The following is an 18,301-nucleotide window of genomic DNA, read 5'->3' as shown; positions in this document are numbered from 1 at the left end:
AGGATCTCAGCCCGGAACCTTCGTTCTAGATGATGAGGAAGTCAGTGATGCTGAGATCCGGCTTCTCGGTCGTAAAGGTGGCGATCAGCTTAGCGCTGAAGCGAGTCCCACTGCCGTCTCCATCGTACCACAGCCGAGCCGCAGTGCTCGTCTTCTCGTAGATGATACGCGTGGTGCTCGACAGTTCGGACGTGGGCGAGCCTTCGTGGAATTGCGCCAGACTCAACGTCTGGCCCACATTGCCGCTGCCCAATCTGAAGATGTCCCACTTCAGGTGGATCTTATCGCCATCAGAGACCTTGAAGTCGACAATCGTGTCGGTGTTGTTCGCCGCCGCATCCGTGTCAAAGATGAACACGTCGGCGCCGTCTCCGCCTGTCAGGACGTCACGGCCGATGCCGGCCGACAAGGTGTCGTTGCCGATACCACCGGAGAGATTGTCATTCCCCAGGAAGGCGAGGATCAGGTTATCGCCATCATCGCCGGTGACGGCTTCACCAATCCAGTCGAGCACACTGATCTGATGATTGGCGACCTCACTGACGCCTCCATTATTATCCGTCGCAACCAGGATGATGTCGTGAAACGGATTCGCTTCTGCATCGAGCATCAGAGGATTCGAGACCTGAAGCTCGTTGTTCACGATCTTGAAGCGACCGTCATCCTTCACCAATTGCCCCTGGTCATCCATGATCCAGTACTCAATCGGATCCCCATTCCCATCAGTCGACTCAAGGTTGCCGATCAAAGTGCCCTCTGTGTCGAACTCGAAGACATAGCTTTGCGACAAAGTCGGCGCCGTCGGGGCCTCGTTTCCGCCCCCGCTATCACCGACCGCCGTGGACACCACGCTGATGTGAGTGTTGCGCACCGAGGAATTGCCGTCGCTTACGGTAATGCTGAAGTTCGTGGTCACCGGCGTCCCATCGGGATCCTCAGGACGGTCCACGGCGTGGAACTGCAGATTGCGCACCGCATTCTGAACATCCGCGATCAACCCTGAGACCGTGTAGACACCGGTCAACTCATTGTAGCTGCCGATTGAATAGCCCTCGAAGAAGCCTTCGTTGGCCGAGTCGAGAGCGATCGTCACCGTGATGGTGTCGCTGTCCGTATCCGAGAAGGTCACGTTGCCGAAGGGCAAGACGACGCCATTATCCTCGGTCGGAACCGAGAGATCGGTATCGGCTCCGCCAATCACCGGTGCGGCATTCGACGGATCGTCCGCCGTATCGGTGACATAGACCTTGAGGGTCTTCGTCAGCGAACGGTTGGTGGAGTCCGTCGCACGAACCGTCACCTCGTAATACTTGCCGAAGAAGTCCGTCTTGAGCAGCGGATCGCTGCTTTCCCAGTCGAGTCCCCCGACGGTCTTCAAGGAGATGCCGTCGCTGGCGATCGCAAAGCGGCCGTCCGTATCAGCCTCCGTGCCGTCCGCCAGCACGATCTTGTAGGTGAAGGTGTCGCCCAGATCCGGATCGATGGCCGCGAGGGTGCCGACCACGCGGTCAGCCAGGTTCTCGTCCACGAAGTTCGGCGTCAGGGTGATGTCGAGCGGATCGTTGCCGGATCCGCCATCCGGGTCGCCACCGTGGTGGGTGACCACATTCACGGTGTCGGTCACGGCGGCGTGAGTGGAATCCTGCACCGCGATGGTGAAGGTGGTCGTCACTTGACCCGCAGCGGCCAGATCTGGAGCCGGATCGAAGGTCAAGCCGCTCAGCAGGACATCGAGCGCGTCCGCGTTACCGGTGAAGACGAAGGTCCGCACGCCGCCGCTGACTGTTCCGAGATTGCCGTTCGTATTCCCGAGAACGCCGTGACTGTCGGTGAACGAGATCGTCAGAGTAAGGATGTCTTCCTCCGCATCCGACAGATCGACCGTGAGGAACGGCCTCACAGCAGGACCATTATCCGTCGCATCCGTGGAGTGGTCGGCAATGGCGATCATCGGCGGCTCGTTGGTGGTGCCTGCCCCACCCGTGCTCGTCTCGACCGTGACCTGACGAGTGACCGGCGCATGGGTGGAGTCCTGCACCGAGATGGTGAACGGCGTCGTGTTCGCCGTACCGTTCGCCGGGTCGAACGCGAGCCCGCGCAGGATTGCGTCCAGTTGGTCCGCCGAGCCGGTGAGCACGTAGGTCCGGATGCCGTTCGTCACCGTCGACGTGGTGGGCAGACCTGCCCCACTCAGCTGCCCCTCGTTCGCCTCGAAGGAGATCGTGAGCGTGAGCTGGTCGTTGTCGGCGTCCGCGATATCCACGCCGCGGAACGGATACACCGCCGGACCATCGCTCGTCGCTGCCGTCGTCTCTGTACCCGGCGCAATCATCAGAATCGGCGCCAGGTTACCGCTGTCGTCGCCAGAGGTTGTGTGCACCACAACCTGACCTAACACCGGCGCATGGCCCGTCTGATTGTCCGTCACGGAGATGGTGAACGGCGTGTCTACCGGGCCGCCCGCCGCCGAACCGTTGTTCGGGTTGAAGCTCAGTCCGTGCAGGATCGCGTCGATCGTATTCGCCGTGCCGGTGAAGGTGTAGGCGATGGTCTGGCCATCCGGCGACAGCACGCCCGTCACAGTCGTGCCGCCCAGCACACCCGCCGCCGCAGCGAACGAGATCGTCAGGGTGAGACTGTCGTTCTCCGCATCCGACAGGTCGACGCCGCGGAACGGATACACCGCCATTCCATTATCCGTCGCGTTCGTCGTCTCCGTGCCGGGAGCGATCGACAAGGTCGGAGCGGCATTCACCGGCGGCACGTCGTTAATATGGATCGTGACGGCGGTCGTAGACGTCGCTCCCTGCTGGTCGTAGGCAACGATCTCGTAGTCCCGGTCCTCACCATCGGGGTTGGTCACCTGGATCGCCTGCGGGTTTCGCAGAATGATCTTGTTGCCGACGATTTCGAATGCGCCGTCATCACTGATGAATGTCCCATTCCCAAAGCGGAACGAAACGCTATCCCCCGCGTCGGGATCGGTCGCGAACAGCTCCCCGACTTCCTCGCCTTCCGCAAGGGTTTCGTCGATGACACCGCCCGTCATCACAGCGAGCGTGGGAGCCTCATTCACATTCGTGATGTAGACCAAGATCTCTTGAGGCGAGGACTGGTTCTCGCCATCGCTGGCCATCACCTTGAGACGATAGAACCTGTTGCCGTTCGCATCCTCCTCGAGGCCTGACGCAATCGCATCCTCGAAGTTCAGCGCGTTCGCCACCTTGATCTGCTTGGTGGCGTTGTCGATCACGAAGTGACCGGCCCCGTCGAAACCGCTGACGAAGGAATAGGTCAGCGCCGTCGGGCTCTCGTCCGTGGCAGTGAGCGTGCCCACCACCTGGCCGACGCCCAGGCTCTCGGCGACCGTATCGGTGACACCGCCGTCCAGGCGAACGTCCGTCGGAGCCATGTTGTAATGTGCATCACCGGCCCGAGAATCGACGGTAAGCTCGCGTATGGCCGAAGCTCCCATCGTATCGAACAGGAATACGTAGAAGTGGGTGATCTCCGACGCATCGTCCGGCTCGTCTGGACGCGGCCTGGTGTGGAAGTGCAGGCCCCGGACGATCGCCGTCACTTGGTCGGCCGTGCCCCTCACGATGACTTGGCTACCTCCCGGTTCATAGGTCAGGATCGCGCCCGGGAAATTGGCCATATCCGGCAGGTTCTCGAAGTCCCCCTGGCCTATCTCGAAGTAGATCTGGGCCTCGATCCAGGTGTTAGGATCGTCATCGTTCCCGCCATCCTCGAGATCGGAGAAGCTCAGATGCTGGAACGGATCGACCACCGCGTCGTCATCCACCGTCCAGTTCAGCCGGCCGTTGGGCGCGAGTGTGATCACCGGAGCCGTGTTATCCGGCTCCACGTCGCTGATGTAAACCCTTATGGTCTGCGGCGCGGATGCCTGGCCTCCCGCTGTCGCGGTGACCTGAACCTCATACCAGCTCCTGCCGGTCACATTGTCGTGGTGCGGAGCTGTCTCATAATCCAGCGGACCGGCGACCACCAGGAACCATTCTGAGCCGGATTGCCGGATTTCGAACGGGACGTTCGGATCGACGAGGCTGAAGCCGGTGATCGCATCACCATCAGGGTCGGATGCGCTCAGAGGAGCCCCGATGGGGAAGCCTACGCCGGTATCCTCAGGAACATCATTAATCTCTTGAGGGGTGACGACCGGAGGTCTATCACCGGGTCCGTTGAGGATGGTAACGGTGAAATCCTGGGTGTCGGTCAGGAAGCCGGCACCGCCGTTCTTGTCCTTCACCGTCAGGGTGAGCGTGAAGGTCTCGTTCTGCGTCACCGCAAGCTTGCTGCTGTCGGCCACTACGATGCGCTTATTGACCGTATCGACCGCAAATGCGCCCGCCATAGCGGCCGGAACGCCCGAGAGCTCGTACACGAACTGCTCGTTCGCGTCCGCATCCGCCACCGTGAAGGTGGCCAACACGTCGCCGTTGACGGCTGTCTCGGCGATCGCCACCGTCGCATTGCCTGTGGCCACGTCCGGTGCCTCGTTCACGTCCGTGACGTAGACCTTGATCTCCTGCGGGGCGGACTGGTTCACGCCGTCGCTGGCCATCACCTTGAGACGATAGAATTTGCCGGTCGCGTCCTGCTCCAGGCCTGCCCCTTGCGTGGTCGTGATCGCATCCTCGAAGTTCAGCGCGTTCGCCACCTTGATCTGCTTGGTGGTGTTGTCGATCACGAAGTGACCGGCCCCGTCGAAACCGCTGACGAAGGTATAGGTCAGTGTTGAGGGGCTCTCGTCCGTGGCAGTGAGCGTGCCCACCACCTGGCCGACGCCCAGGCTCTCGGCGACCGTATCGGTGACACCGCCGCCCAGGCGAACGTCCGTCGGAGAATCGTTGCTGGTCGCGTGAACCGTCACGGTGATCTCGTCACGTGCGTTGCCACCATCGGTGATCCGCACGAGGAAGTCGGTCGTCACGGGATCCGTCCCATTCGGGCGATTAAATGGTTGGAACCGAAGCGCGGCAACCGCCTCATTGACCTGCAGCAGGGTGCCCGTGATCGAGTAATGGCCACTGAACGGGTCGTGGTCGCCGGCGATGATGTTGTCCAGAACGCCGTTGCCGGAATCATACCAGATTTCCACGGTCACCAGCCCTGTCTCGGGGTTGGTGTCCGGGTCTGTAAAGACGAGGTGCTGGAAGGCCGGAACCGCGATATTGTCAGGCGTCGTCCATTCGATCGGACCGTTAGCACTGACATCTGGCGGCGCATTGTTGCCGTGAACGGAATCCACCCTGATGTTCGGCGTGATGCTGACCGATCCGCCCTGGCCGTCCTGAACTTCGATATGGAAGGTCGTGGAATCGATGCCGTTCGGAGCCCCCGGCCGGTCGGTCGGATTGAACTTCAGATTATGAAGCTTGTTGAGGACATCCTGCAGCGTGCCGCTGAAGGAATAGGTCTGCTCCAGGTGCTCGACACCATCCGCATCTATGAATTTTCCGCCGAATTGCCCAATCATCGTGACCGTCACGGTGATTGTGTCGGTCGCATCGGGGTCAAAGATGGTGACACCCGCGAACGGCTTCACGAGATTGACGTTCTCGTCGTCCGCGATCGTGAAGGTCGCGGTCGGAGCGTCAATCGTCGGTGCCGTGTTGTTCGGATTGGCAGGGTTGATCGTGAAAGTCACCGGTCGGACAATGCTGTAGCCGCCGACGCCGCCATGGTCTGCGACCTTGACGTGGAGAGTAACGGATGTTGGGGCGCTCACATCCGGAAGCGTACCGGAGACTTTGATCTGACCGTTCGCAGGATCGATGCGGAACGGACCTGAATAAGCGGTGCCGTCGGACTGCACGAGTGAGAAACGGAAGTTCTCGTTCGGACCGGGAAGATCCGGATCGTCTACTCTCAGGAGGTTCGCAACGACCGTGTCGGCAGGCGCGTTCTCGCTGATCGAGGAGACGACGCTGAAGACCGCATCGGTCAGCGCTTCGTTCTCGTCGAGAACATTGACCCTGAAAAGGGTCGGCGCCGAGACCTGCATGTCGGTCCCGTCCCGTGCCACGACCTTGAGTTCGTAGTAGCGATTGGTCCCGTCAGTAAGGAGATCGGGCGACTCGTGGTTCAGTGCAGATACCACGGAGATCTCACCCGTTTCCTGATCAAGATTGAACAGGGCCTTCAGGGTATCCGAAACGCCGTCCGCCCACTCGTAGGTGACGCCCCACTGCTCCGGATCTTCCGAATCAGTGGCCACCGTGACGGAGCCGGTCGTATTCTCACTGATGTAGCCGTCCTCGACGAGCGGAGCGTTCGGAGCCTCGTCGATGTCGTTAAGCCTGATCGTGAGCTTCTGAACCGGGCCCTCCATGCCGTTGGAATCGATGGCCCGCACATAGATGTTGAGTGTGGGTCCGGATTCGTAATCCAGCCGTGCCCTCGGTGCCAACCGGATCTGACCGTCAGGATCGAGGACGAATAGGCCGTTCTGACTGCCCTGCGTGGGCACAAGAACGAAGTGGATCGGATCTTCGTTCGGGTCGGTAGCCTGGATCCGGAACGGAAGAACCGTCGAGTTCTCGTCGATGGAGATTGTAGTCTGATTGTTGCTCCATGTCGGCGCCGACGGCGCGCCGACGGCCGTGGAGTTGACGACAATGTCCTGATTGGTGACAGCCTGGTGATAGTCGTCCTTCACCGAAATGGTGAAATTGGTCGAGTTCGAGATTCCGTCCGCCGGGTCGAAGTTTGCCGCCTTCAGCACCTGATCGATGTCGTCGGCCTTGCCGGTGAGAGTGAAGCTGCGAATGCCGCCGAGACCCACGCCATTGTCGGTCACGGCCACGCCGGTTCCCGCCGCGATGGTCAAAGCACCGCGAACATCGAGGAACGACACCGTCACCGTCAGGTCGTTATTCTCCCGATCGAAAAGATCGACGCCATGGAACGGAGTCACGTTCTGGATATCGGAGATGTTCCAGATCTTCTCGGTTGCCGCGACGCTGATCATCGGAGGGTCGTTCGAGGGAGGCGTGGCCAGAGAGGTCACCACCTTGACGCGGCTGTTGGTCACGGGCGCGTGATAAGGGTCCTGCAGCCCGAGGGTGAAGATCGTGGTGTTGGCCACGCCGTTTTCCGGGTCGAAGCTCAGTCCGCGCAGGATCGTTTGGAGAACACCGGCCGTCCCGGAGAAGGTATAGGTGATCGTGTCGCCGGAGACCGACATCCCGGTGGCGGCGCCGGTGTTGATCAGATCACCGTCCGTCTGGCGGAACGAGACCGTCAGGGTCAGGACGTCGCCATCGGAATCCGACAGGGTGACGTTTGTGAACGGCGACACGGAAGCGCCCGTATCGGTCGCAGGCGTCTCGCCGGTGCCGGGCACGAAAATGACCGGCGCATTGTTCGTGGAGCCGGTACCGTGACTCGTCTCAACATGGATCTGGTTGTTGCCGACAGCTTGATGCAGATCGTCCTTCACCGTGATGGTGAAGCCCGTGGAGACAGGCCCGCCCACGGCCGAGTCATTGGTGGGGTTGAAGGTCAGATGGTGCAGAAGCGCCTCAACATCGCCGGGACGCCCCGTGAAGGTGTAGGTGCGAATGCCGTTGACCAATGTGCTCGTGCCGAGATCGGCGTTGCCGAGCACGCCGCTGTTGTCCTGGAAGGACACCGTAACCGTCAGCCAATCGTTCTCCTGATCGCTGATCCGGACGCCCAAGAACGGATAAACGGCAGGACCGTTATCCTGAGCGTCGGTGGTTTCCCAGCCTGGTATGACACTGACCAGGGGCGCGATGTTCGAGCCGCCACCGCCACTTACCGAAGTCTCGACATTGATGTCATGGTTTTCGACGGCCTGGTGCAGCGTGTCCTTGATCGTAATCGAGAAGTTCGTCGTGTTCGCGACGCCATCGGTTGGGTTGAAGGTCAATCCGCGCAGGAAATTCTGGAGGGCCAGAGCCTTGCCATGGAAGGAATAGGTCCGCAGGTCGCCATCGAGAACCGTTCCGGCATAGAAGCCGGACGAGGTATCCAGATTGCCCAGGGTGCCATGGGAATTCAGGAACGAGACTGTGATCTCCAGATCGTCGTCTTCCGCATCCCGTATCTCGATGCCCATGAACGGGGTCACGGGTGAGCCGGTATCCGTGGCCGGGATGGTCTCAAAGTCGTCGATGACGTTCAGCACCGGCGGCTGGTTGGATCCGGGACCGCCGGCAACTTCCGTGACAACCTTGATCTGATTGTTGCTGACTGCCTGGTGAATGTCGTCCTTCACCGTAATGGTGAACGTCGTCTCATTGGCCTCACCATCCGAAGGGTTGAACAGGAGGCCATGCAGAATGTCTTGGATGTCGGCAGCCGTACCTCTGAAGGTATAGGTGATGTCGTCATTCCAGATCACTCCTCCGGAAGCTCCCACCAATGTACCGAGATAGCGGTTGAAGGAGACTGTGACTGTGAGGATATCGTCCTCCGCATCCTGCAGGGTCACGCCCAGGAACGGTGAAACGGCCGGCCCGGTATCCGTTGCTGGAATCGTGTCCAATTCCGGATCGACGTAGATCGTCGGTGCCGCGTTGGCGCTGCCGGCTGCAGTCGAGGTGACGACCTGGATCTGCTCGCTCAGAACCGGCGCGTGCCTGCCGTCATCGACCCTGATGGTGAACTGCGTCGTGTTGGCGACGCCGTTGTGCGGATCGAACGTCACTTGACGCAGGATCGCTTCGATATCATTCGCCTTGCCTGTGAACTCGTAGACACGTCTCCCGTCCACGACCGTGGTGGTCGCACCGGTCGCTCCTGCGAGAACACCATGGGCATCCTCGAAGTAGATGGTCACGATGAGCGTGTCGTTCTCGCGATCGGCCAGGTCAATGCCCCGGAAGGGCTTCACCGCGGGGCCGTTGTCCACGGCCGGAGTGATCTCCGTCCCATGCGCAATTCTGATCGTGGGAGCCTGATCGATCACCACCTGGCGAGCGTCGTTCGTGACGGTCGTGATCCCGTCGGAGAGGGTCAAGGTGAAGCGCGTGTTGCCGAGGACACCGTCCGTCTGGTTCCATTTCAGCTGCGCCAGCAACTGCTGGAGATCGGCCGCCTTGCCATGGAACTCGAAGGTCCGGGTCAGGCCATCGGGGGACAAGCCCCTATCCACGCCACCATCTGTACCGCTCAGGACGCCGTTGGCATCCAGGAACGAGACCGTCAGCGTGAGATCGTTGTTGTCCTCGTCTCCGAGCCAGATGTTGCCGAAAGCAGGCGCGGCGGCCTCGTCGTCCGACAGGTAAACCAGCTCATCGCCCGCATCGATGGAGAGGGTCGGAGCATGATTGGCGAGCGCGTCGACATGGACCTGCGTGTTGGTGACGTTTAAGCCGAAAACGTCCGTCAGGGACAAAGTGAAGGACGTGGTGCCGGGAGCGTTGTTCGCAGGATCGAACCCGATATCGCGCAGGATTGTCTGCAGTTGGCTCGCCGTACCTTGAAACGTATAGATCTTGTCGCCATTGATGACCTCGACCCGGGTGGCCGCCTCGGCATTGGTCAGGTCACCGCGAATTTGAGCGAATGAAATCTTGAGCGTCTGGGTGTTAGGAACGCTTGGAACATCAAGATCGTCCGGATCGGCCAGCGTGACGCCCGTGAAGGGTTTCACGACGTCGCCGATGGTCGACGCGGTCGTGCCCTCTTTGCCTTCCGCAACGGTGATGGTCGGAGCCTCGTTATCATTCGAGACAAACAGACCGAAACCCTTTGAGACCGTTACATTTGTATTGGGATCCCTGACAGAAACTGTCAGGGAAATGTGCTGCAGCGTTGCAGCATCGATATCGATGCCGTCCTTGAGCTTCAGCCACGGCTCGCGAGTAAAGAAATCAAGCTCGATTTCGAAGTACTCGGCACCCTGTCCCGTTATCGTGTACTCGAGATTTGGCTTGTCTGCGGCGTCGTCGACGACAGAAATGTAGGCAAACCGCTGCCCTGGCTGAACGTTCTCCGAAACCGTAGAGATACTCAGCCCGTTCGGCATGTTGAGGAGCCGAATGTTCGAAGGATCCTCCTGCACGTTGTTCACCACAACGGTGAACTGCGCAGATGCCCAATTTTGGCCCTCCATGCTTCGCGCACGCATGTCGAATTTATACTGGCCATTCGACAGGCTCTCGTAGTCGAAAGCCGTGGGATCGACCACCTCAAGGTATGCGCTGCTTGTCCCGTTATTGACGATGCGCAACGCGGATCCTGCGTTACCGGTGAACTCCCAGAAAAGCGGGCCGCCTTCGTTTGAGATTCCGGATAGAGTCCCGACGGAAGCCCCGAGCTGGGGATTTTCGTTGATCGGCGCCCCCGACAACGTCAGATTGGTCGGGACTTCGGCTACGTCCGTCAACGTGAAGGTGATGAGCTGCGGCGCGCTGGCATTGCCCCATACGTCGGTCGCCGTTACGTTCACGTCGAACGTGTGCGTGCCGGGATATGCCTCATAATTCAGCAGAGAAGCGTCTTTAACGTATAATTCCCAGATCGTGCCAACCTTCCTAAGGCCGATAGCCGCACTTCCGGAGATCGCGTAATCCTTGATGCCGCTTGCATCGCTCGCCGACAACTCACCGAGCTTATCACCGGTCTTATAGAGGTTTTCCGCAAACGTCGTGGGACCGGAGTAGCGGATATCTGTCGGCGGCTGTTCTTCCGGCTCTCCGCCGGTGCCACCCCCACCACCAGCCGTCATGACCGGCTCGGTGATGGATGCGAACGAGGCACTCAAGGAGGAAACCTCGCCTTCATCGCCACGGGGCGCGGGATCCTGTGCGAAACCGAAAGCTGCCGTATCGGAGATCGAGGTATTTTCAGCCGCGCTCGAATTGTCCGTGAGCTGAATCTCATCGGACGACGCTTCGACAGGGGCCGTTTCACCATTCAACGCGGGAGTGTCGGACGGAGAAGTTTCGGACGGAACCGGAGCCTGGGCCTTAACGTCCGCATGGGTCTCGTCAGCCTGAAACGCCTGAATCGACCGTCTTCCCTCGTTCGGATCCTGCGTCACGTCGAGAACCGGCGCGCGGTTCCCATCGAATGCAACTTGTTCCTGCGCCTGACGGTCTTTGACGACCGTCTCGACCGCTCCACCGCCGAGCGTATCCACCAGCGCATTGCTGATGTCGATCTTTTCGCCGATGACGTTCTCGAAAACGGGCTTATTCATGGTGACGTCCCTCGCCTTTGCCGCTACGCACGTTCGCCAAAGCCAAGCAGGCCGAGGCGAAATGATTTAATATTACGTAACACATAGGCGCAACCTGGAACAAGGCAACGATATAACGCGAAAATACTTAATCGACTACTGGTTGTTGTGATTCATGCTTTTGCTATCCAGGAGTAGTCATGGCGAGACATAAGCAATCAATGAAGTTGAAAGCCGATGAGCTGATCCATTTCGCGCTGTCAACAGGATAGACATTTGAAATTGTTCAGTTTTTAGTCCTGCCCTAATGGCAAAGGGCCTGTTCAGCGGTCTGGAGATGGACAGCCTCATAGGCGAAGAACGATATAGATTTGCAAGGCTATCTTGCTCAAATGCAATCGGTTGTGGGCGTACAGATCTGCGGCGCGAGCATGACATCCTGCTTCAGTTGCATCAGAGATTGCAGTGGCAGTTGAGGCACGTACGCGAACAAGCCGCAGCTGGGCACAGGTGCAGTTGAGTGCCGCCGATCAGCGAGGATGCGTCGTGTCTCCCGCGAGCGGGGCTGTCGCTGCCTGGGCGCCCCTCGGCCGACAATTTCTGCTCCATCACCACGGGATCTTGAGCATGGGCTTGCAGAACACAGCAGGAACGACTACCCTGTTCTTGCTTTGTTTTCCAGAATCGCTCCTTTCCTGGAGCAGTAAGGGTCTGTCATGCTCACGCGCAAGCAGCACGAATTGCTCCGCTTCATTCACGAGCGGCTGCGTGAAACCGGGGTTCCGCCGTCCTTCGACGAGATGAAGGATGCGCTGGATCTCAAGTCGAAATCCGGCATCCATCGCCTCATCACGGCGCTCGAGGAGCGCGGCTTCATCCGCCGCCTGCCGAACCGCGCCCGTGCGCTCGAGGTGATCCGCCTGCCCGAATCCGTCGGTGCAGCCGCCGGTCAGCGCCGCTTCACGCCGAGCGTGGTCGAGGGCGGCCTCACCGACAAGAAGCCCGCACCGCAGCCGGTTGCCGAGGAGCGCTATCGCGACACGGCTACGATCCCGGTCATGGGCCGGATTGCCGCCGGTACGCCGATCTCAGCGATCCAGAATCGCAGCCACTCCATTACCCTCTCGGGCGACTTCCTCTCTCAAGGGGACCATTTCGCTCTGGAAGTGCGTGGGGATTCGATGGTCGAAGCCGGCATTCTCGATGGCGATCTCGTGGTGATCCGCAAGCAGGACACGGCGAATACGGGCGACATCATCGTGGCGCTGATCGACGACGAGGAAGCAACCCTCAAGCGCTTCCGCCGCCGCGGCTCCTCGATTGCGCTGGAAGCCGCCAACCAGGCCTACGAGACCCGTGTGCTTGGCCCTGATCGGGTCAAGATTCAGGGCAAGCTCGTCAGTCTGGTTCGCCGGTACTGATCTCTTCCTCAGGCAAATCCTGCTCGGGTACAGGCCGCGCCAAGCGCGGTCTTTCCCGGGTGGGAGGCAGCGATGCTTTTGCCATGGCCATCCATGGCAGAACCTCCCGCCCCTTCTTCACCGACTGGATTTCCGCGGCCTCGGGGTTCAGGCGAATGGCGGTTGCGCCCCGCTCAGCGAGCGCCTTGCGGTCAAGAACCACAGGTGCTCCACAGTTCGACGGCGCATCAAGCCGGGTGATGATGATCGCCGCACGGTGGCAATCGTCCCCGAACGCTGAAAATTCATGAACGAAAGCAATGGCGCGCTGCGTTTCCATCTCCACAACGCAGCCGAGCCTGTCACACCGTGCCGCTTGTCTGAGTGAAGCATCGTCGGAACGACGCCCGTCTCCATCAGCCCTGAGCCATTGCTCCACGACGAAATCGGAAGGCTTTCCGACGAGCGTCAGCTCTCCAAGTCCATTGCGGATTGCAGCCCCTGCCCCGTCGCGGTCAACATAAATGTCGTAGCGATGCGGCGTTGCTGCAAAGGCCAATCCAGCACCTGCGGGAATAAGCGCAAGCCACCGAAAGTCCGAGGCTGGGATCGTCAGCACGAGAAGACTCACGCTGAGGAACGCCAATGCGCCGGTGCCGAGCGCCGGCACCACGACAGTCGAGCCGCTGAAGCCGCCGACCCAGGCAGAGACATCGAGCACCTTTGCGACAGCGATGCCCATGACGTTCCAGACCGGCGCATCGAGACCAAAGGGATAGGCGAGCACGCCGAGAACGGCGGCAGGCATCACCACGAGAGACACAAGCGGCAAAGCGAGCGCATTGCCGATGAGACCGTAAGGGTTGAGACTCTGGAAGTGATAGGCCGCGAAAGGAGCCGTGGCGAGGCTCGCAACGAGCGTTGTCGTCACGAGGCCGAAAGCTGACCGGCCAGCCCATGAGAGCACCTTGTCGATCAGCATTGCAGGTCCGGCTTTCGCTCTTCGCCATTGCATCAACGGCACGAGCGTCATCATCGCGGCGACGGCGCCAAACGACATCTGGAAGCTCGGACCCAGCAGCGCTTCAGGCTCACGAGCGAGCACGATGAGGGCAGCGATCGAGAGATTGCGCAGGCTCAGCGCGGGACGATCGACCAGAACGGCCCCGAACATCACGAGCGTCATGATGAGCGAGCGCTCGGTGGCCACGTCCGAGCCCGAAAAGATGCAATAGGCCGTGGCGCCGATCATGGCGGCAACCGCTGCGATCTTCTTCACCGGCCAAAGCAGCGCAAGTCTCGGACTGAGCGCCAAGAATGCACGCACGAGCCAGAAGAACGTGCCCGCGGCCAGAACCATGTGCAAACCGGAGATGGAAACGATGTGATCAGCGGTTAGCCGGCACGCGTACTGGACTTGGCTGGACCGTTCAAGCGCCCCGAAGGATTGGCAGCACTGTCCTTGTGGATGACCGGTTATCCACAGCGCGGGGATCCGCCCAGGGATTTGTTTGGGACGGGCTAACGCATTGATTGCAGCTGCGAATCGGTCATGGCAGTGTCTCGGGTTCAGTTCCAAAGGAGGGCCGCATGGCCACGTTCTTCACGGCCGACGGGCATTTCGGACATGCCGGCATCCTGAAGCCGACCATGCACTGCCGGCGCGACCTGCATTTCTCGTCCGTCGAGGAGATGGACCGGGAGATGGTCGCGCGCTGGAACGAGGTCGTCGGCACCAACGATGAGGTGTGGTGCCTGGGCGACTTTGCGTACCGGTGCTCGGAAGAATATGCCCGGCAGATCTTTGAAAGCCTCAAGGGACGCAAGCATTTGGTCAAGGGAAACCACGAGAGGCTCGGGGTCCGGATGCCTTGGCTCTCGCAGCAGGACTACAAGGAGCTCACGGTCGACGGGCAGCGGCTCGTCCTGTTCCACTATGGGCTGAGGGTCTGGAACCAGATGAAGAGGGGGGCGCTGCACCTGTACGGCCATTCCCACGGCGCCCTGCCCGGCTGCTCGCAGAGCTCGGACGTCGGCGTCGACGCGTGGGATTTCCGGCCGGTTTCGCTCGACCAGATCCGTGCCCGCATGGCGACGCTGCCGCCCGCGTGTCCGGAGGGCGGCCAGGGTGCCGACGAGGACGCCCTGGCCAAGTGCGCGTAATCGTTTTGCATCATGGCGGACGCTGCGTAACGGATTTGCAGCGCCCGTAATCGATCTGCATCAGTCGGCGATTTGAGACCGGAGCAGCCCCTGGTAAGAAAATTGAGACCTTCATAAGCAATATGAGACATCCGCCGGTGGAAAACCTTCCGCACGGATGCTTCCCGCATGACGGTCGTCTTCCCTCTAGGTATCGTCCCGCAATGAGCGAAATCACAGACCTGCCGCCCACATCAGAGGCCCCCGTCACCGAGCCTGCCGACGGCACGCCGGCGACCAAGAGGCGTCGCCGGGAGGCCACCTCGACCGTGGGCCGCGGCAAGGCGATCACGCGGGAGAACGCTCCCGATGCCTCAGACTGGTCGGACGGGCAAACAGCCGTGTTCTTTGGTGATAGCCTCGACTTCTACGACCGCTGGGATACGCCGAACTGCATTGTGTCCGACGGAGCCTACGGCGTCCTTGGCTTCGAGGGCGACACCTCCGACCACACCGGCATGCCCGAGTGGTAGGAGCACGCCCTCACTGAAGGCATCGAGACGCGCCAGGTCCTCGGGGTGCCCGTGCGCATCACCTCGCCAGCCCGCACCGTCGTCGACCTGTTTCGGTTTTCGGCGTCCCGGTACCACACCGGGGCGGCGCTGACGACCGCCCTCAACGAGGGCGTCACCGGCGATGAGCTCCTGTCCCTGGCTGATTGCTTCGGCGTGCTTGGCGAGATCGAGCCCCGGCTCGAAGCCTACTTCTCCGCGATCTCCAACCCGCGGATGTCCTGACATGACCCTGAAAACCGATGCCGGCCTCAAGTCCTTCCGTGCCCTCCAGGAGGCCGCCCGCGCCGCCGGCCAGGACCTCCAGAAGGTCGGCCTGCGCTTCGCCATGGAGAGGTTCATCGCGCGCTGCTTCGATAGCCGCTGGTCCGAAACCTTCATCCTAAAGGGCGGCTTCCTGATTATGCTTGCGGAGGATGCGACGCCCCTCACCGGGCGCGGAACGACCGACATCGACCTCAACGTCCCCAAGTTCCGCGGCACGATGGAGGAGTTCCGGGCCATCATGCGGGAGGTCCTGTCCGCCGTCCCTCATATCGATGATGGCGTCCGGTTACGTCCGGGAATCGAGCAAGTTCGGCGGGGGCTCGGTAGAGGTCATGGCCCACATCGGCGGCGCCCAGTACAAGATCAAGATGGACGTGACGTTCGACGACCGCCACGACTATGCGGAAACGGTCGAGGCCTCGGTCCCGTCGATATTGAACCTGCCACCGCTGAAGGTCCGCAGGCCGGCCTGGAACCACGTCGTCGCCGACAAGGTGCAGGCCCTGGTCCGCCACGGCCCAGCGAACCACCGGCTGTGCGACCTGTACGATCTTTACGTCTTCCTCGGCCGCCCGGACGTAGACCCGGAGCGCTGCGCGCCGGCTATGTTGAAAAGCTTCGAGGCCTTCGACTTGCCGATCCCGTATGGGACGGACGCCATTGCTGCCCTCGCCCACGATCACGCGATCAGGCGTGAACTGTACTGGGAGAAGGAGAAGACGGCGAAGAAGTTCAAGACCGAGACGCCGCCGTTCCCAGAGCTTTGCGCGATCCTACGGGACAGGCTCCAGCCCTTCGTGGCTGCGGCCGCCGCGCTGCAGGGGCCAGCTTTGGCCCCTTGATGGGCCCTCACCTCCTCGTGCGCCGTTCACGTTATGCCCCCGTTATCCACAGAATCCCGATGGCAATAACTTTGCGAGGAATCCACACCTATGTTACTACGTGCGCTCAACTAGAAAGAAACGGTACCAGAGGGAGGATAAATCATTAGGAAGGATGTTATTTGAGCACAAACACGGTCGACACACTCTTCGAGCAGAGCGCCGAGCGCTCCTGGCGTGGCATGAATGAGGAGATGCTCCTCAATTTCCAGTTCACCGCCTCCGACCCTGAAAGCCTAGACGGCATTACCGAAGATCCTCCCCCGCCTGATGAGGATCCCGAGATCGAGTTCAGATACAACATGGCGGGCCGCGGCGAGCGGGTCCGGTGCGTATACTGCAAACACCCCAACCACTTTAAAGGCATCGTCGTCCGGTACCGGTCCGGCCGCCGTCTCGTGGGACGCGACTGCGCCCTCACCCACCACGGCGTGGAATTCGAAAAAGACCTGATCGACTTCGAGGCAGCCTTCGAGCGACAGAGCCTCGCCCGCCGGCGCCGCGCCCTGATGGCGGCCCGCCCCAAGATCTTCCAAGACTTCACAGACCTCAAAACGGACCCGGCAGTCGAAACCCATGACCGGCTGATGAAATCCTGGCGCCAAGGCTTCGGATACGTCGCGGTCGGCGTCGCCGATGTCGCCCGCCGGGACGAGAGGCTCAAGGTCACCAAGATCGAGCGCGACGAAGCTGCCGAGAGGGAGCGCAAGCAGCGCCTGGGCGACCGCTTCGAAGAGGAGCGGCGGAAAACCAAGGCGGCGGGAAAGCCGTGGCAACTCTACAAATCCGTCGACCTCGACGTCGGCCCACTCGACGGCGTCGTGTTCTTCAAGAACGGCATTCCGATCAGCACGCGCCTGGAGGCCATCCACGAGGCAGTACGGGCGGAGCTGATCACCCTCGCCAATGACGGGCTGACCTCTCGCCAAATCAGCACGGGGTTCAGAAAGCTTGCCGAGAAGGTCGACGAACTCGCCCGCGAGTTTGACCTTCTGGATGCCCTGGCCGAGGCGTTCAGCGCTGGCAACTTGGCCAACATCGCGAAGTGGGCGAACGCACAGGCCGAAGAGCAGGCGCGGCGCGAGGCCGTCGTGGAGAATCGGAAGCCGGAGCCGTTCTACCCCCGGTTCTTCGCAGACGGCCAGTCGCTCCGGTGGGGGACCGGCCGCCACCCGGCAACGATCACGCTTCCGGACGTGTACCGGCCCGCGCCTCGTACGCTGTTGTCAACGCTGAAAGAGGCGCTCTCGCTCGACTACGAGCCCTAGAATGAAGCGGCGGGCTAGGGTGGAAGTCCCTGGTCCGCCTTTCAGTACCGCTTCGCTGCCAGAACGTCCGCCTCCGCCTGCGAGGCCTCCGCCACCACCAGGATCTCTGCCTGCAGCGCCTGCGACCGGTCCAGTTCCTCAGGCGTCGCCGCGAGCGTGAGGCTGCGTAGCCGCGACCGGTTGCCGTCGGCGCGGGAGACCACGATGCCGTGCCATTTCAGCCAGTCGGTCGGCCAGGCCGGCGTCTTTCCACCCGGCAGCCGGGGCGTCTTGACCTCGACCAGGAAACCCTCGGCTGCCCGGATCGCTTGAGCCATCGTGTCACTCATTGTCCTCTCCCCTTACGTTCCATGGCGGCCCGGCGCCGGCGCACCCGACGCGGATCCCTAGCCTGCGGCCGCTCCCCCTCCAGGAGGGCAACCATGGCCTCGCCGAGCACCATGCGGCCCAGGATGTCCTTGGCGCTGCGCCGGGTGAGCTCGATCATGCGTTCGGTTTTCCCGGTGGCCGAACGCATCGTGACCGTCACGTGCTCTTGGCCATCGGCCGGGAGGAAGTCATCAATGTACGGTGTCGGTTCGGAGTGATACCCCAT

General features: G+C 61.1%; 9 protein-coding genes and 1 pseudogene. 6 read left to right on the top strand and 4 right to left on the bottom strand.

Going from position 1 to position 18,301, the window contains the following annotated elements:
• Window positions 1-25: 25 nt before the first annotated feature.
• Window positions 26-11,197, bottom strand: a complete 11,172-nt coding sequence (locus ACUXUR_RS02565; RefSeq protein WP_445500748.1) for a cadherin domain-containing protein — start codon at window positions 11,195-11,197, stop codon at window positions 26-28.
• Window positions 11,198-11,892: 695 nt separating this feature from the next.
• Between ACUXUR_RS02565 and lexA the strand changes: the two genes are divergently transcribed.
• Window positions 11,893-12,597, top strand: a complete 705-nt coding sequence (gene lexA / locus ACUXUR_RS02560; RefSeq protein WP_445500747.1) for a transcriptional repressor LexA — start codon at window positions 11,893-11,895, stop codon at window positions 12,595-12,597.
• Here the strand turns inward: lexA and ACUXUR_RS02555 are convergent.
• Window positions 12,575-14,155: a ComEC/Rec2 family competence protein gene (locus ACUXUR_RS02555; RefSeq protein WP_445500746.1), complete on the bottom strand. Its 1,581-nt coding sequence runs from the start codon at window positions 14,153-14,155 to the stop codon at window positions 12,575-12,577. The genes lexA and ACUXUR_RS02555 overlap by 23 nt on opposite strands.
• A gap of 11 nt (window positions 14,156-14,166) precedes the next feature.
• Between ACUXUR_RS02555 and ACUXUR_RS02550 the strand changes: the two genes are divergently transcribed.
• From ACUXUR_RS02550 to ACUXUR_RS02530, 5 genes and pseudogenes are all read left to right on the top strand, one after another.
• Window positions 14,167-14,739: a metallophosphoesterase family protein gene (locus ACUXUR_RS02550; protein ID WP_445500745.1), complete on the top strand. Its 573-nt coding sequence runs from the start codon at window positions 14,167-14,169 to the stop codon at window positions 14,737-14,739.
• A 203-nt stretch (window positions 14,740-14,942) separates the two neighbouring features.
• Complete coding sequence (locus tag ACUXUR_RS02545) at window positions 14,943-15,251, top strand: hypothetical protein (protein ID WP_445500744.1); 309 nt, start codon at window positions 14,943-14,945, stop codon at window positions 15,249-15,251.
• 51 nt (window positions 15,252-15,302) lie between these two features.
• Window positions 15,303-15,515, top strand: coding sequence for a hypothetical protein (locus tag ACUXUR_RS02540; protein WP_445500880.1), 213 nt, complete (start codon window positions 15,303-15,305; stop codon window positions 15,513-15,515).
• Window positions 15,415-16,399 (top strand): annotated as a pseudogene (locus ACUXUR_RS02535) (nucleotidyl transferase AbiEii/AbiGii toxin family protein). Before ACUXUR_RS02540 ends, ACUXUR_RS02535 begins: the two are co-directional and overlap by 101 nt.
• 161 nt (window positions 16,400-16,560) lie before the next feature.
• Window positions 16,561-17,706 carry a hypothetical protein gene (locus ACUXUR_RS02530; RefSeq protein ID WP_445500743.1) on the top strand — a complete coding sequence of 382 codons (1,146 nt, stop codon included), beginning with the start codon at window positions 16,561-16,563 and terminating at the stop codon, window positions 17,704-17,706.
• Window positions 17,707-17,747: 41 nt separating this feature from the next.
• Here the strand turns inward: ACUXUR_RS02530 and ACUXUR_RS02525 are convergent, their stop codons facing one another.
• Together ACUXUR_RS02525 and ACUXUR_RS02520 are read right to left on the bottom strand one after the other, a co-directional pair.
• On the bottom strand, window positions 17,748-18,035 hold the full coding sequence (locus ACUXUR_RS02525; RefSeq protein ID WP_445500742.1) for a hypothetical protein: 288 nt from the start codon (window positions 18,033-18,035) through the stop codon (window positions 17,748-17,750).
• On the bottom strand, window positions 18,032-18,301 hold the full coding sequence (locus ACUXUR_RS02520) for a hypothetical protein (protein ID WP_445500741.1): 270 nt from the start codon (window positions 18,299-18,301) through the stop codon (window positions 18,032-18,034). The genes ACUXUR_RS02525 and ACUXUR_RS02520 overlap by 4 nt, the downstream gene beginning before the upstream one ends.

This window comes from Microvirga medicaginis (assembly GCF_052658925.1).
This window is presented reverse-complemented; position numbering and strand designations above follow the sequence as displayed.

Bases quoted from the DNA above. Each gene is read 5' to 3' on its own strand.
- ACUXUR_RS02565 (WP_445500748.1), bottom strand. From the start codon at position 11,197: ATGAATAAGCCCGTTTTCGAGAACGTCATCGGCGAAAAGATCGACATC.
- lexA (WP_445500747.1), top strand. From the start codon at position 11,893: ATGCTCACGCGCAAGCAGCACGAATTGCTCCGCTTCATTCACGAGCGG.
- ACUXUR_RS02550 (WP_445500745.1), top strand. From the start codon at position 14,167: ATGGCCACGTTCTTCACGGCCGACGGGCATTTCGGACATGCCGGCATC.
- ACUXUR_RS02545 (WP_445500744.1), top strand. From the start codon at position 14,943: ATGAGCGAAATCACAGACCTGCCGCCCACATCAGAGGCCCCCGTCACC.
- ACUXUR_RS02525 (WP_445500742.1), bottom strand. From the start codon at position 18,035: ATGAGTGACACGATGGCTCAAGCGATCCGGGCAGCCGAGGGTTTCCTG.
- ACUXUR_RS02520 (WP_445500741.1), bottom strand. From the start codon at position 18,301: ATGGGGTATCACTCCGAACCGACACCGTACATTGATGACTTCCTCCCG.